We start from the raw sequence: 13648 nt of genomic DNA, 5'->3' as shown, positions 1-13648 counted from the left end.
GGAGCCTTGCATGTCCACCGCTGACGCCACCTCGTCCACCGACCGCACCCGTGTCCGCCGCGTCGCGCACCGGGCCCACTACGACCGCACCACGCTGCACGCCATCCTCGACGAGGCCTACGTCTGCCACATCGCCTTCGCCGATGAGCACGGCGTGCACTGCATTCCCACCGCGTGCTGGCGCGAGGGCAATCACCTGTATATCCATGGCTCCAATGGCAGTCGCATGCTCAAGCTGGCCGCCAGCGGCGCGCAGGTGTGCGTGACCGTTACCCACCTCGACGGGTTGGTGCTCGCGCGCTCGGCGTTCAACCATTCGATGAACTACCGTTCGGCTGTCATCTACGGCGCGTTTGAGGTGGTGCCAGATGAACAGAAGCCCGCTGTGTTGGATGCCTTCATGGAAGTGCTCGCGCCCGGTCGTTCGCGGCAGGCGCGCCCAGGCAACGCCAAGGAGCTCGCTGCGACGACGGTGCTGCGCATTCCGCTGGACGAAGCCGCGTGCAAGGTCCGCGTGGGTGGGCCGAAGGATGATGCTGAAGATCTCGATCTGCCGGTGTGGGCTGGGGTGCTGCCGATGGCGTTGTTGCCGCTGGCGCCGGTGGTTGAAGCTGCGCCTGCTGGTACGCCGGATTATGTGCAGGAGTGGAGGGATAGTGTTCGGGTTGCCGCCGATGAGGCGGTAACGCTGTGAGCACGTGTATCAGCGGTGCTGTTGTTTGATGTTGTTGGTCCATCCCCGTATCGTCCCCTGCCGGGGCCGACTCACTTTTCTTTGTCTTGCCAAAGAAAAGTAAGCAAAAGAAAGGCGCGCCCGAGATGGCGACACCCTCCTTGGATTTTCGTAACCGGGCGGAGACGGGGAAAACTCGCTGCGCTCAAACAGTTCCCCGTCTTTTTTCCGCCCGCTTACAAAAATCCAAGGCGCCATCAAGGGCTCAACGTCAAAAGAAAAAGGCCAACCCATCGTGAGGTTGGCCTTGTCGTTTGGGCTGGTGCCCTGAGGGTTTGGCTTTGTCTTTTGACTTTCCTGCCCTATGCGGCGCCTTGAATTTCTGTTGCAAGGAGGAAAAAGAGGGGAGGCTTGTCTGAGCGAAGCGAGTTTGCCTCCCCTCCCTCCTTGCGACATAAATTCAAGGAGGTTGTCGCCGCATCGGGCGCGCCTTTCTTTGCTTACTTTCTTTGGCAAGACAAAGAAAGTGAGTCAGCCCCGGCAGGGGATGAAACAAGGGATGCACCACCAGAACAGAATCAATGCACGAGTTGGTTAATCTCGATGATCGGCATCAACACAGCCAACACGATGAGCAACACAACCACACCCATCGTCAGAATCAGCGCCGGTTCCAAGAGCCCAGTCAGAAACAGCGTGCGCCGCTCCAGCTCTTGTGCTTCACCTTGAGCCGCGCGTTCCAGCATCGCAGGCAGATTGCCGGTCGCCTCGCCAGAGCGAATCAAATGCACCAGCACCGGCGGAAACTGGTTCTGCGCCGCCAATGCCCGCGCCAGCGACGTCCCTTCGCGCACGCGTGTGGAGGCATCCTCCACGTTGGTTTTGAGCGCGACGTTGTTCAAGGTTTCCCCCGCGGCCTGCAACCCGCGCAGAATCGGCACACCCGCGCTGGTCAAAATCGCCAGCGTGCTGGCAAACCGTGCGGTGTTGTAGCCGCGCACGAGCTTGCCAAACAGCGGCGCCGTCAACAGCCACTTGTGCCACGATAGCCGCAACGCCGGCTGCTTGAGCAGATTGCGGATCAGCAAGCCCAACGCAACCAGCACGATCGCCGCCAGCCACCCCCAGTTCCGCACAAAATCCGACAGCCACAGCATGATGATCGTGAGCGTCGGCAGCTTCTGCTTGGTGTTGGCAAACACGCTCACCACCTGCGGCACCACGTACGACAGTAGGAAGATCACGATGGCAAACGCCACCACCGTCACGATGGCGGGGTACGTGAACGCCAGCTTGATCTTGGAGGTGAGCGCGTTGCGGCTCTCGATGTAGTCGGCCAGGCGCGTGAGCACGAGGCCAAGATTGCCTGAGTGCTCACCGGCGGAAACCAGCGCGCGATAGATGTCCGGGAAATCCTTCGGATGCTGCGCGAGCGCCACCGACAGCGAGCTGCCGCCCACCACTTCCGCGCGGATGGCGGCAAGGAGTTCGCCCACGTACGGGCGTTCGGCCTGATCAGCCAGTGCGGCGAGCGCTTCATCGAGCGGCAGGCCTGCCACCAACAAGCTGGCAAGCTGGCGCGTAACGAGCGCGTTCTCCTGTGCGGAGAGCCGCTTGCTGAAGCTCGAACCACCGCGCTTGGTGGCCTGCGCCCCGAGCGCGTCGACTATCAGCGGCGTCAGCCCACGTGCCCGCAGGACGGTACGCGCCTGGCGTGCGCTGTCGGCTTCGATGACGCCCTTGTCGGTCTTGCCGGTGGCGTCGGCGGCTTCGTAGCGGAAGGCTGGCATGCGTTATTTGATTCGTCGCGGCTCAGTCGCGCGTCACGCGCAACACTTCTTCCAGCGACGTCGCGCCCGTGTCGATCCAGCGCTGTGCATCCATGCGCATGGTCTGCATGCCCTGGCCGATGGCGAACGCCTTGATCTCGGATTCGGCGGCCTGGCGGTGGATCATGGTTTGGATTTCCGGCGTGACGGTCAGCAGTTCGTACACGCCCGTGCGGCCTTGATAGCCGGAGTTGCTGCAACGCTCGCAGCCGACGTGATGCCACACCGATTTGCGTGCCGGGGTGGCTGGCGCTACGCCTTCGGCAGCTGCCGGCATGCCGGCCACGGCCTCGACTTCAGCGGGCGTGAGTTCCAGCACTTCCTCGCGGCGGCAATGCACGCACAGGCGGCGTACCAGCCGCTGCGCCAGCACCCCCAGCAGCGACGACGACAGCAGGAACGGCTCGATCCCCATGTCGATCAGCCGCGTCACGGCGGAAGCGGAGTCGTTCGTGTGCAGCGTCGCCAGCACCAGGTGACCGGTCAGCGAGGCCTGCACGGCAATCTGCGCGGTTTCCAGGTCGCGGATTTCCCCGATCATCACCACGTCCGGGTCCTGGCGCAGGATGGCGCGCAGGGCCTTGGCGAAGGTCATGTCGATCTTCGGGTTGACCTGGGTCTGGCCGATGCCGTCCAGGTCATATTCGATCGGGTCTTCCACCGTCATGATGTTGGTGGACGCCGCATCCAATCGCGACAGCGCCGCGTACAGCGTGGTCGTCTTACCGGAACCCGTCGGGCCGGTGACAAGCACGATGCCGTGCGGCTGGTTGATCAGGTGATCAAAGCGCGCCAGCGTGCCGGCGCCCATGCCGAGCTTGCCGAGGTCGAGCCGGCCGGCTTCCTTGTCGAGCAGACGCAGCACCGCGCGTTCACCATGGCCGGTGGGCAGCGTGCTCACACGCACGTCCACCGGGCGGCCGCCGACACGCAGCGTGATGCGGCCGTCTTGCGGCAGGCGTTTCTCGGCGATGTCGAGCTGCGCCATGATTTTGATACGCGAGATCAGGGCGCCGTGCAGTGCCTTCTTCGGGCGCACCACGTCGCGCAGCGTACCGTCCACGCGGAAGCGCACGACGGACGCATTCTCAAACGGCTCGATGTGGATATCCGATGCACCTTCGCGCGCGGCCTGCGTGAGCAGCGCGTTGATCATGCGGATGATCGGCGCGTCGTCTTCGGATTCGAGCAGGTCTTCCACGGCGGGAATGTCCTGCATCAGGCGCGAGAGATCGACTTCGCCTTCCACTTCACCCACGACCTGGGCGGCGCTGCCGTCCTGCGCGTTGTAGGCGGTTTGCGTGGCGGTGGACAGCGCTGCCGTGTCGAGCGTGACCAGCTCCAGTGCGCCGAACACGCGGCCGAGTTCGGCCAGCGCCGTGCGCGAAGTTTCGGGGCAGACCCACACTTCCAGCGTATCGACGTCCTGACGGGCGACGAGCAGCTTGGCGTCGCGCGCGAACGCGTACGGCACTAGGCGCACGGCCGACTGCGAGGGGGCCTCGAGCGTGCGGGCGTCGGCGATGGGGGCTTGCGTCGTGGCCATGGGTCTTTAACCGCCCTTGCGCGGCGCGTTGCTGTCGTAGCCGCCGGAAGTGGGCGGCGCGAACTCTTGCTGGCGCGGCTGGCTGCGCGTGGTCGATTGGGGCATCGGCATCGGGGCGCCCGGGGGCACCTGCACGCCTGCGGGGCCCTTCGGCACGATCGACACGTCGCCGTAGTTGTCGGCCGGGCGCACGGTGTTCGGCGACGGCAGTACCGGCGTGTCCTTGTCGTAGGTGCTCGGCAGCATGTTCGGCGAGACAAAGCCCTGCTGCGTATCGCGCATGTAGTTGTAGCGGTTGTCCGACAGCGCGCCGGTGGCATCGGCCGTGCGCAGGATGATCGGGCGCAGGAACACCAGCAGGTTGGTCTTCACACGCGTCTTGTTCTCCGAGCGGAACAGCGCACCCAGGATGGGGATGTCGCCCAGGCCCGGCACCTTCTGTTCGCCGTCCTGATAGTTGTCTTCCAGCAGGCCCCCCAGCACGACGACTTGGCCGTCGTTGGCCAGCACATTCGTTTCGATGGATCGCACGTTGGTGGTCGGGCCTTGCGTCGCATTCTGCGTGCCAGGCACCACCGCCGACGATTCCTGGAAGATCTGCAGCTTCACCAGCCCACCGTCGGTGATCTGCGGCTTGACGCGCAGCGTGATACCGACGTCCTTGCGGTCGAACGTCTGGAATGGCGTGACGGAAGCTGCCGTGCCGGTCTGCGCGTACGAGCCGGTGGTGATCGGCACGTTCTGGCCGATCAGGATCTTGGCTTCTTCGTTGTCCAGCGTGATCAGGTTAGGTGTCGAGAGCACGTTGACCGAGCCGTCCGACCCCAGCGCCGAGAGCAGCACGCCCAGGCCAGAGGCCTTGTTGAACACGCCGAACTGGCCACCGTTGAGCTGGCCCACGTTCAAGCTGCCCAGCGCCGTCTGTGCCGCCGTGCTGCCGATGCCGCCCGAGGTGATGGTGGCAATGGTGCCGGCCAGCGTAAGCAGGTTGCCCGAGCCCGTGCCGAAGTTGGTACCGCCGCCACCGTACGTATTCGGGCCGCCCGCGCCCACCATCCACTGGATGCCGAGCTGCGACGCCTTGGTGGCCGTCACTTCCACGATCATCGATTCGATGTAGACCTGGGCGCGGCGTGCGTCGAGGTCGTCGATCACGGCGCGCAGATTGCGGTAGACCGGCTCGCTGGCGGTGATGATGAGCGCGTTGGTGGCCGGGTCGGCCTGGATGATGCCGCCGGTCGTCGGCGTGTTGTTCTGCCCGAATGAGGCGCGGAACGACGAGCTGCCGCTACCCGAGCCACTGCCCGAGCCAGAGCCGCTGCCGTAATTGGTGTTCTGCGTGTTCTGGTTGAACTGCGAGCCCGCTGCACCGCCCGCCGGTTGCGAGGTGGCGCCTTGCGCCGCGCTCTGGCCGCCCGGGCCGGTAGATTGCGCGGCGGACAGCGTGGCATCCGCCGCCACGATCGCGCGCAGCGTGGTGGCCAGCTGCACAGCGTTGGCGTTCTTGAGCGGCACCACCCAGATGTTGCCGGGCCGCGCGTTGGGCACGTCCAGCTTGGCGATCAGTTGCTTGGCCTGCGCCAGACGCGCAGCGCTCGACGCGCGCACCATCACACTGTTCGAGCGCGGCTCCGCCACCACGGAGGTCCGCAGGCTTGGGTCCGACAGCGCCGCCCCGGCACCCGCGCCTGCCGCACCGCCGCCCGACGGGTCCATCAGTTTTTGCAGCGTGGCGGCCACGTCAATGGCCACAGCGTTCTTCAGCGGAATCAACTCCGTCTCACCCGCTGCCGGGGTGTCGATCGACGCGATGATGCGGCCGATGCGGCGCAGGTTGTCGGCGTAGTCGGTAATGACCAGCGTGTTGTTGGCAGGGTACGCGGTGATGGTGTTGTTGGGCGCAATCATCGGCCGCAACACCGGCACCAGGTTGTTGGCCGATTCATGCTGCAGGCGGAAGACCTGCGTGACGACCTGCTCGCCGCCACGCGCACCCGCCGCGCCAACGCTCGTCGGCGAGCCTTGCAGCTTGGCGTCGGCTTCCGGCACCACCTTGGTAAAGCCGTTGCCCTCGACGATCGCATAGCCCTGCATGCGCAGGATCGAACCCAGCGATTCCAGTGCCTGCGAGCGCGTGACCGGCTTCTCGGTGACGAGGTTGACGGTGCCCTTCACGCGCGGGTCGACGATGAAGTTCTTGCCGGTGGCCTGGCCGACGGCCTTCACCACGGACTCAAGATCGGCATTGACGAAATTGAGCGAGACCTCGTCCCCCGGATTACCGCTCTGGGCGGACGTTGCGCTAGGCGGGGCGGCAAGGGCTGACGTCGCGGACATCGAGCCGGCCACCATTGCTGCGCAGCATGCCAGGACGATGGCGCGAACGGTGAGTCGGGAAGCGGCGTTTTGCATGGTCTCGTTCATGGTTGTCGGCGCGCTGGCTCGCGCACCGGCTGGAAATCAAAAGCGTAGTCGATGGTGCGACCCGTCACGCGGGCCCAGCAGGCTCAACAGGCCAATCAATTGTGGTTCCGACTCCGGCGTGGCACTCGCCACCCCGTCAAAATGCGCGCCCTGGCCGAGGGTGCCCTGGCCTTGCAGCGTCAACGGCCCGGCCAGCGTCGACAAGGCCAGTTGGGCCGTTGGTCGATCATTCGCGCCACCCGCACCGCCAAACGACACGACGGCCTGATAGCTGCCCAGCGGCCGCACCCGGCTGAGGCTGGATGATACCTGCTCAAGCATGACGGTCAGCGCGCCCTGGACGGTGCCCGGACGGCCCTGGCCGTGCCCAAAATCCCCCGACAGCGGCGTCCACCGCGCGCTCAGCCGGCCGTCCAGCTTGAGCGTGTTGAACGGCGCGCCAATGCCCTCCAGCAACGAGGCCGGCAACGTCATCGCACCGGGCTCGGCTTGCCAGCGCGCCGGCGACACCGTCAGCGTGACCGGCTGTTCGAGCGCGCGGTCATGCGTGACGTGCGCGCGCAGCGTGCCCGTCAGCAGCGGCAGGACATCCACCGACCACGACAGCCGCCCCGGCAGCACGGTCGCATCGGCCCCGCCCGTGCCGGCCGTGAGTGCCAGCGTGGCGCTGCCATGCCAGATACTGCCCTGGCTATCAGCCAGCAGCACGCGGTGTCCCGTCGCCTGCGCGATGCGCTCTGCGGCCCAGGCGGCCGGATATTGCGATACCACCGTCACGCCCACCGCCAGCAACGCTACAACACACCACAGCACACGCCGGCCGATGCTGGGCCGTTCGTCGGCATCGGCACGACGGCGCAGGCGCAGCGGCGGCAGTGATTCAATCCCGATCGGCACGGCGCGGTCCCGTCAATGGCCAGTGGCGGCGGGGCCTTGCAGCGTCGCCGTCACGTTGACCAGGGCGGTGGCGCCCACGTACTTGATGCTCGCGTCAATCACCTTCATGCGCTGGGCTTGTCGCACTTCCTGCAGCCATTCGGCCACGGCGCCAAAGGGCACCTTGTCCAGTTGCACTTGCACGCTTTCGCCCGACATCGCCATCCGTGTGGCTTTCAGGCCGTGGTTGGTGAGGCTCGTGGTCAGCGCCTGTTGCAGTTCGGCGCCGCGCGGCACGGGGGCGGCCGCAATGGCGGACAGCCCGCGCGCCTCCTGACCCAGCGTTTCCATTTCGGCCAGTTGGGTGCGCATCTGGGGCAGGGCTTTTTCGATGCGGCGTTGGCCCTCGAACGCCGGCTCCCACAGCAGCAGGTACACGATCACGAGCAGCAGGATCACGCCGCCGCCGGCCAGGATGCGCCGTTCACGCGGTTCGCGCTGCATCCAGAACGTGGTGGCCGCATCGCGTACCGAATCCGGCACGCCGATGCGCGGCAAGCGGCGTGATGCGGATGCGCTCGAAGCGGAGGAGGGAGAAGTCGCCATGTCGAATGCGTTATTGGGCGATGGAGACCGTCCAGCGCGAGCCAGGTACGGTGGTTTCAGCGCCGCGCGGGGCTTCGGCGGTGTCCATGTTCAGGCCGATGTTGCGGGCGGCCGTGCGCAGGGCCGCGGTGTCGGTGCCGTCCTTGAGCGTGATCGTCAACGCGCGGCCGTGGTAATCGAGCGCGAGCAGCGCATCGGGCGCGAGACCCGTGGCGGCCTGGGCAAAGCGATCGGCCAGCGGCAGGAAATCTTCGGGCGCCGATTTGCCGGCAGCCAGGCGCAGCTGCTCGACCTGGCGGCGCATCTGCGCGGGCGGGTCGAGGATCACCGGCGTGTTCGGGAAGGCCGTCTGCAGTTGCATGCGCATGGCGGCATCGAGCCGCTTCTGCTCGGCACGCAGCGTGAGCCAGCGCGCGTTCATGCCGATGAGCTGCACCACCACGATCAGCACCGCCAGTGCGATCGGCAGGCGCCAGCGCCGCCAGTCCACGCCGGCCATGCCGCCGTTGGCGAAATCGAACTGGCACAGATCGGCTTCGCCGGATGCCAGCGCGGTGCGCGCGCCCGCGGCCCAGGTGGTCCAATCCAGCGTGGCAGCGGCTGGGTCGGTCGACAGGGGTGGCGCCAATTCGCGCAACGCGGGGGAGACCATCAGCGTGGCCGGTGCCGGGGCAATGGCCAGCCAGTTGCCGACGTTGGCCGGCATCAGGCGCAGACCGTAGCCATCGGCTGGGCCGGTGCGCACGGTGATGTCAACGGCAGCGGGCGCGTCCGGGTCGGACGGCGGCGCGGCGTCGAGTGCGATGGTGGCGGCAGCCACGGCCGTTTCTGCCACTGCCACCGCAGGTTCGGCCGGCGCATCGAGTGAGGGCTCGGCACGCTCCGCGTCGTTGGCGGCTTCCGCTTGCAGCACGGCAGTCGCTGGCGTTTCAAACGGCAGGCAAAGCTGGGCCGGCAGCAGGTGACAGGTGCGGTGTTTGTGCGCGCCAAAGGTGTCCAGGATGAAGCGGACCCACGCGCGGTCGGCAATCATCAGCGCGCGCGATTGCGGCTCGCGCGGGGCACGCCAGCCACGGGCCGGCGCAGCACCCAGGCGCGGCCCCAGGGCGATATGGCATTGCTGCGCGTCCTGCACGAGGCGGTCTTCCACCAGGTTCGGCAGGGCCAGACGCAGCTTGGGCAACGCCAGCGGCGGCACGTTGGCCGGCACCAGCAGCACATCGGCGGCGGGCAGCAGGAGGATGAGGCGATCGGCGGCCGGCAGCTCGTCAGTGCGCGACGTGCCTTCACGCAGAATGCGTTGCGACCCTTGCGCGCCTTCCTCGCGCACCAGCGCAAACGGCACGGAGGCGAGCGCACCCGCCTGCCAGCGCTCGGGCGATTGAATGGGCCGGTGCGGCAGGCGCACGTACAGGGAGGTCGTCAAACCGCTCCTCTATTGATATAGGTCTTCAGAGTGTGGATGCGCTTGCTGCCAACGGAAGCGCCGGATTGCGCAAAACCCGCGATGCTGAACGATGCGGATGACAATACGGCGAAGGCTGGGGTCTGTCTACTTGCGGAACCTCCGCATAGGCAGGGGTGTTGCGGCGCCGTCATGACGGAATCGCATCCGCGCGGCGGACCCAGACGATGCGGGTGGCGTTATTGTTGACCGGATCGCCACGTGAAACAAGCGCCACTTCGCCGATCCGCGCCCGCTCATGGCGGGCCATGCCGTAGACCAGGAAGTAGTGCGTTTGCACGTCCAGCAGGTTGGCGGCGGCGGTGGTATCCGCCCCCGGCGCGATGCCCCGCAACTGATTGGTGACGTCGCCGATGTTGCGGAAGTACGCCCGGTCGCGCGCCTGCACCAGCGCGCGGGCGCGGTCCAGGCTCAAGTTGGGGATGACGGCGGCCAGCACCTCGGCGCTGGCGGTGTTGGCGTTGATCTGCGTGCGGGTGGGCAGCACGATCACGTAGGGGCGCAGCTTGGTGATGGTGTCGGCGGTGTAGCCAGGGACGGTGAGCAGGCTGTCGACGTCGTCCAGCGGGCGAGGGCTGTTGCCGCTGCCGCCAGCGCTGCCACCGGCGCCGCCGGTATCTTGGCTGCCGCCTTGGCTACCCTCGGCTGACTGGAACCCGCCCAGCATCTGCGCCAGGTACGTGGCCGTGACGTTGGCCAGGCTCGGGTCGAGGTTGAGCGATTGCAGCAGCAGGCCGTAGGCCTTGATGCCGTCCTTGTCGCGGCCGGTGACGATGGTGCGCGAGCCCAGGGTCTGCATCGTCAGCAGGTTCATCAGGTTGAAGCGTGCCTGGGCATCGAAGATCCGGCCTGATAGATACGACTCCTCGCCGGCAGCATCCGTGCGCAAGGAGCTGCCGAGAAAATCCGACAGCTTGGTCTCTTGGATCGGCACGGCCCAGATTTCGCCCAGGTGGTCGACGGCACCCGTGCGGCGCTGGTCATCGCGCAGGATCAGGCGCGCCCAGTCGACGCCGGCGCGCGCGATCCACGAGGCCTGTGCCTTGAGCCGCTGGTTTTCCACCGCGCGAATCTCCACCTGCTGGCGCCACAGCATGCCCGAGACGATCACCACCGCCAGGGTCACCACCAGCAGCGCCATGATGATGGCTGCACCACGCTGGCGCGCAGTACGTTGAGCGAGGGGACGGGAGCATCGCGCCATGTCAGAGCCCCGTCATGCAGATGCGCGTGAAGCGCTGCGGCGCGCCCTGCGGCGTCATGCGCACGAGCAGGGCCAGTTCCACCGCGCGCACCGAGGCCGCCGGCACCACTACGCCAGTGTTGGCCGCCACGCCCGAGGCGGCGGGTGTGGATGCAGCGGCCGGCAGGTCCGTCAGCGTGGTCGTATTGCTGCCGGCGGGAAACAGCGCTGCCGAAAGGGCGCCGGCGTTGTCCATCCATCCGCCCGGTTCGATCCAGGCCCGCGCGCTGATGCCGTCGACGTTGCTCGCGAGCAGGTAGCGCGCTGCAGTGCCGCCACCCTGGCGCAGGTTGTCCAGCGCGTTGCGCAGGTCGCTGCGGTTGGTGATGGGCGGGCTCTGCAGGCGCTCCAGGCGGCCATCGATGGTGCGATACAGCACCACTTGCCATGCTGGTGGTTGGCCATCATCGCGGCGGTCGCGCACCAGCAGCACGCGGTTGGCATCCACCTCCACGGGGGAGCGCGACAGCGTGTTCGGATCGGCCAGTTGGGTGCAGTCGGCGTCGAACTGGGCGTAGGCCGTTTTGAGCGCTTCGATGCGTTCGTCGCGCTGGGCTAGCGCTTCGTGCGTGCGCGTCATGCTGTCGAGCCCGCGCCAGGCGATGACGGCCAGGATGGCCAGCAGCGTGATCGCCACTAGCAGCTCGAGCAGGGTGAAGCCGCGCGCGCGGTGCTTAGAAGACATTGCGCGCATCGTTGGGGAGCAGGGTGACGAGCCAGGCTAGGCGCACGGATTTGGTGGCGTCCGGATAGACCGCCACCTCTACACGGCGAAACACCGGGTTGGGTGTGCTGGCGATGGTCTCTTCGCACCAGAGCTGCGTATCGCCCTGCGGACACGCAAAGCCACGCGAGCCCGGGTCGGGGAAGGTGCGTGCGAGCCGGAGGTTGGCCAAGTGGTTCTCGGCACTCCAGGTGGCGATCATGCGGGTTTGCAAGGAGTCGCTGGCAGTGGTCATGCCGCCCATGGCGCGCATGGTGGCGGTGAGCGCCACGGCCACGATGGTCAGCGCCACCAGCACTTCGAGCAGGGTGAACCCTCGGGCGCGTGCGCGCGGCAGAGAGCGGGCCGGGCTCATTGCAATTCCGTCAGCACGCGCGGGCCGCCGTCGGATAGCACATCCACGCGCGACCCCTGCGAGGACAGCGCCACGCGCCACGGCAGTCCGATCGCCTCGCGGCCAAAGATCAGCCGCTGCGGCGCCCCAGGGGCCGCGGCTGCACCGGCGACGATCTGCACGTTGTCCATGCCCTGGCGCCAGTGGCCCGGCGCCAGTACGTCACGGTTGAGCAGGCGCCAGCCGTTGGGCGTCGATTCGTAGAAGCGCCAGCCCTGCGTGTCGCCTTCCCATGCGACGGGCAGCGAGGTCAGTTGCGCCTCTTCCTGCGCGAGTTCGATCAGGCGGGCCAGCTTTTGCGCATCGTCAGCCAGTTGCGAGCGCGGGTTGGGCGTGGCGTTCACAGCCACCACGCCCAGCACGATGCCGATGATGACCACCACCACGAGCAGTTCCAGCAGCGTAAAGCCGCGCAGGTGCCGGCGATGGCGAGGTTGGCCGAGCATGGCGAGCGGGATGCAGGTGGCCTGAGGCTTAGTTGTCCCAGTTGCCGATGTCGGCGTCGTTGCCCGTGCCGCCGGCTTGGCCATCCGCGCCAAAGCTGAAGATGTCCACTTCACCGCGTACGCCCGGGTTCAGATATTGGTACGGGTGGCCCCACGGGTCTTTGGGCAGGCGTTCCAGATAGCCGCCGGCCTTCCAGTTGTTGGGGATGGGCTCGGTGGTCGGCTTGGCGACCAGCGCGCCGATGCCCTGCTCCGTGGTCGGGTAGCGGCCGTTGTCGAGGCGATAGAGCTTGAGCGCCTGCGAGATCGAGGCGATGTCCTGCTTCGCGGCGATGATGCGCGCCTCGTCGGGGCGGCTCATGATCTTCGGCACCACCAGCGCGGCAAGAATGCCCAGGATCACCACCACCACCATGATTTCGATCAGCGTAAAGCCGCGCGCCGCATGGCGACCCAGTGCGCGTTGCCGGAAAGATGAGCGGAGTTGGCCTTGCATCATGGCGAGAGAGTTGGCAATAAGAGGAAGGAACACAGTATATCTGTGACATATGACCATAGAACGCGCGCCGGGGTCGTGCGGCTTCGGCGTATAGATGTGGCCGTCCACGCGCTTCACCGAAACGGCATGAAGGACGGATAGAATCGACGAATTCCTCCGGTGTATCGCCAATATTCATGAATGCTCAACAGTCGTCTCGCCTGCTCAGTCTTGTACTGTTTGCTGCCCTGTGTGCGCTGTTGACGCATTGGGTGCTGACGCTGTCGTCGCTGCGCTCGCTGAGCGTGCCGCGTGAGGCGCGCGTGGCGCAGACGGATGCGCTGGAAACCGGCGCCGCCGTCACGTTGTTTGGCGGTGGCCCGCAGAGCGGTCCGCGCGACGTGCAGGTGATGGGCGTAGTGGCGGACCTGACGGACGGCTCCGGCGCAGCGATCGTTTCCGTTGATGGTGGCCCGCCGCAGGCTGTGCGCGCTGGCAAGTCGCTGTCGTCCAACTTGAAGCTGGTGGAAATCAAGGCGCGCTCGGTGGTGATCGAACGCAATGGCGCGCGCCAGGAGATTCCGCTGCCGGCGAGTGCCATCGCCGGGGTGTCCCAAGCCGGTCGCAATGCGCCGCCGTCCATGCCGTTGCCGCCTTCCGGTGCAGCAGCCCCGCTGGCCACCCCGGCGATGCCGCCCCCGGCCGTGCCTAACAACCCTGCCAACACGGCCATGCCGGGCGCCATGCTGCCCATCGCACCGCCGCAGATCAACACGGGAGATGAGGCTGCCCCCGCTCAAGGCGGTGGTATCGCCGGCCCGCGTCATCGGGCCGCTGCGGCCGCACGCAAGGGCGACGTCGCCCCGCAGCCGTCTCAGGAGTAAGCCCCCGCCCATTGTGACGTGCGGGCCGATATTACAGAGCATGTCATTGGGGTAACAGCG

General features: G+C 66.7%; 13 protein-coding genes. 2 read left to right on the top strand and 11 right to left on the bottom strand.

Features of this window, described 5'->3' with window-relative positions; all coding sequences use genetic code 11:
* Positions 1–10: 10 nt before the first annotated feature.
* Positions 11–694, top strand: coding sequence for a pyridoxamine 5'-phosphate oxidase family protein (locus ACN9M1_RS15300; protein ID WP_426395642.1), 684 nt, complete (start codon positions 11–13; stop codon positions 692–694).
* A gap of 557 nt (positions 695–1251) precedes the next feature.
* On the opposite strand, the gene gspF is transcribed toward ACN9M1_RS15300, so the two are convergent.
* From gspF to gspG, 11 genes are all read right to left on the bottom strand, one after another.
* Positions 1252–2463, bottom strand: coding sequence for a type II secretion system inner membrane protein GspF (gene gspF / locus ACN9M1_RS15295; protein WP_426395641.1), 1212 nt, complete (start codon positions 2461–2463; stop codon positions 1252–1254).
* Between the two features lie 22 nt (positions 2464–2485).
* Positions 2486–4048 carry a type II secretion system ATPase GspE gene (gspE, locus tag ACN9M1_RS15290; protein ID WP_426395639.1) on the bottom strand — a complete coding sequence of 521 codons (1563 nt, stop codon included), beginning with the start codon at positions 4046–4048 and terminating at the stop codon, positions 2486–2488.
* A 6-nt stretch (positions 4049–4054) separates the two neighbouring features.
* Complete coding sequence (gene gspD / locus ACN9M1_RS15285) at positions 4055–6472, bottom strand: type II secretion system secretin GspD (RefSeq protein WP_426395637.1); 2418 nt, start codon at positions 6470–6472, stop codon at positions 4055–4057.
* A gap of 36 nt (positions 6473–6508) precedes the next feature.
* Positions 6509–7369 (bottom strand): type II secretion system protein N, encoded by an 861-nt coding sequence (locus ACN9M1_RS15280; RefSeq protein ID WP_426395635.1) that lies wholly within the window; start codon positions 7367–7369, stop codon positions 6509–6511.
* A 12-nt stretch (positions 7370–7381) separates the two neighbouring features.
* On the bottom strand, positions 7382–7954 hold the full coding sequence (gspM, locus tag ACN9M1_RS15275; protein ID WP_426395633.1) for a type II secretion system protein GspM: 573 nt from the start codon (positions 7952–7954) through the stop codon (positions 7382–7384).
* Positions 7955–7964: 10 nt separating this feature from the next.
* Complete coding sequence (gene gspL / locus ACN9M1_RS15270; RefSeq protein WP_426395631.1) at positions 7965–9380, bottom strand: type II secretion system protein GspL; 1416 nt, start codon at positions 9378–9380, stop codon at positions 7965–7967.
* A gap of 169 nt (positions 9381–9549) precedes the next feature.
* Complete coding sequence (gspK, locus tag ACN9M1_RS15265) at positions 9550–10623, bottom strand: type II secretion system minor pseudopilin GspK (RefSeq protein ID WP_426395629.1); 1074 nt, start codon at positions 10621–10623, stop codon at positions 9550–9552.
* Between the two features lies 1 nt (position 10624).
* Complete coding sequence (locus tag ACN9M1_RS15260; protein WP_426395627.1) at positions 10625–11356, bottom strand: PulJ/GspJ family protein; 732 nt, start codon at positions 11354–11356, stop codon at positions 10625–10627.
* Positions 11337–11741 carry a type II secretion system minor pseudopilin GspI gene (gene gspI / locus ACN9M1_RS15255; protein ID WP_366170921.1) on the bottom strand — a complete coding sequence of 135 codons (405 nt, stop codon included), beginning with the start codon at positions 11739–11741 and terminating at the stop codon, positions 11337–11339. Before gspI ends, ACN9M1_RS15260 begins: the two co-directional genes overlap by 20 nt.
* Entirely contained in the window at positions 11738–12226 is a 489-nt protein-coding gene (locus tag ACN9M1_RS15250) for a GspH/FimT family pseudopilin (protein ID WP_426395625.1), read from the bottom strand. Before ACN9M1_RS15250 ends, gspI begins: the two co-directional genes overlap by 4 nt.
* A 28-nt stretch (positions 12227–12254) precedes the next feature.
* The gene (gene gspG, locus ACN9M1_RS15245; protein ID WP_426395624.1) at positions 12255–12725 is read right to left on the bottom strand and encodes a type II secretion system major pseudopilin GspG; all 471 of its coding nucleotides are present in this window, start codon (positions 12723–12725) and stop codon (positions 12255–12257) included.
* A gap of 176 nt (positions 12726–12901) precedes the next feature.
* On the opposite strand from gspG, the gene ACN9M1_RS15240 reads away from it, so the two are divergent.
* Positions 12902–13588 carry a type II secretion system protein N gene (locus tag ACN9M1_RS15240; RefSeq protein ID WP_426395622.1) on the top strand — a complete coding sequence of 229 codons (687 nt, stop codon included), beginning with the start codon at positions 12902–12904 and terminating at the stop codon, positions 13586–13588.
* Positions 13589–13648 lie beyond the last annotated feature (60 nt).

The sequence above is a fragment of the Ralstonia sp. R-29 genome (assembly GCF_049913345.1).
Classification (GTDB): domain Bacteria; phylum Pseudomonadota; class Gammaproteobacteria; order Burkholderiales; family Burkholderiaceae; genus Ralstonia.
This window is presented reverse-complemented; position numbering and strand designations above follow the sequence as displayed.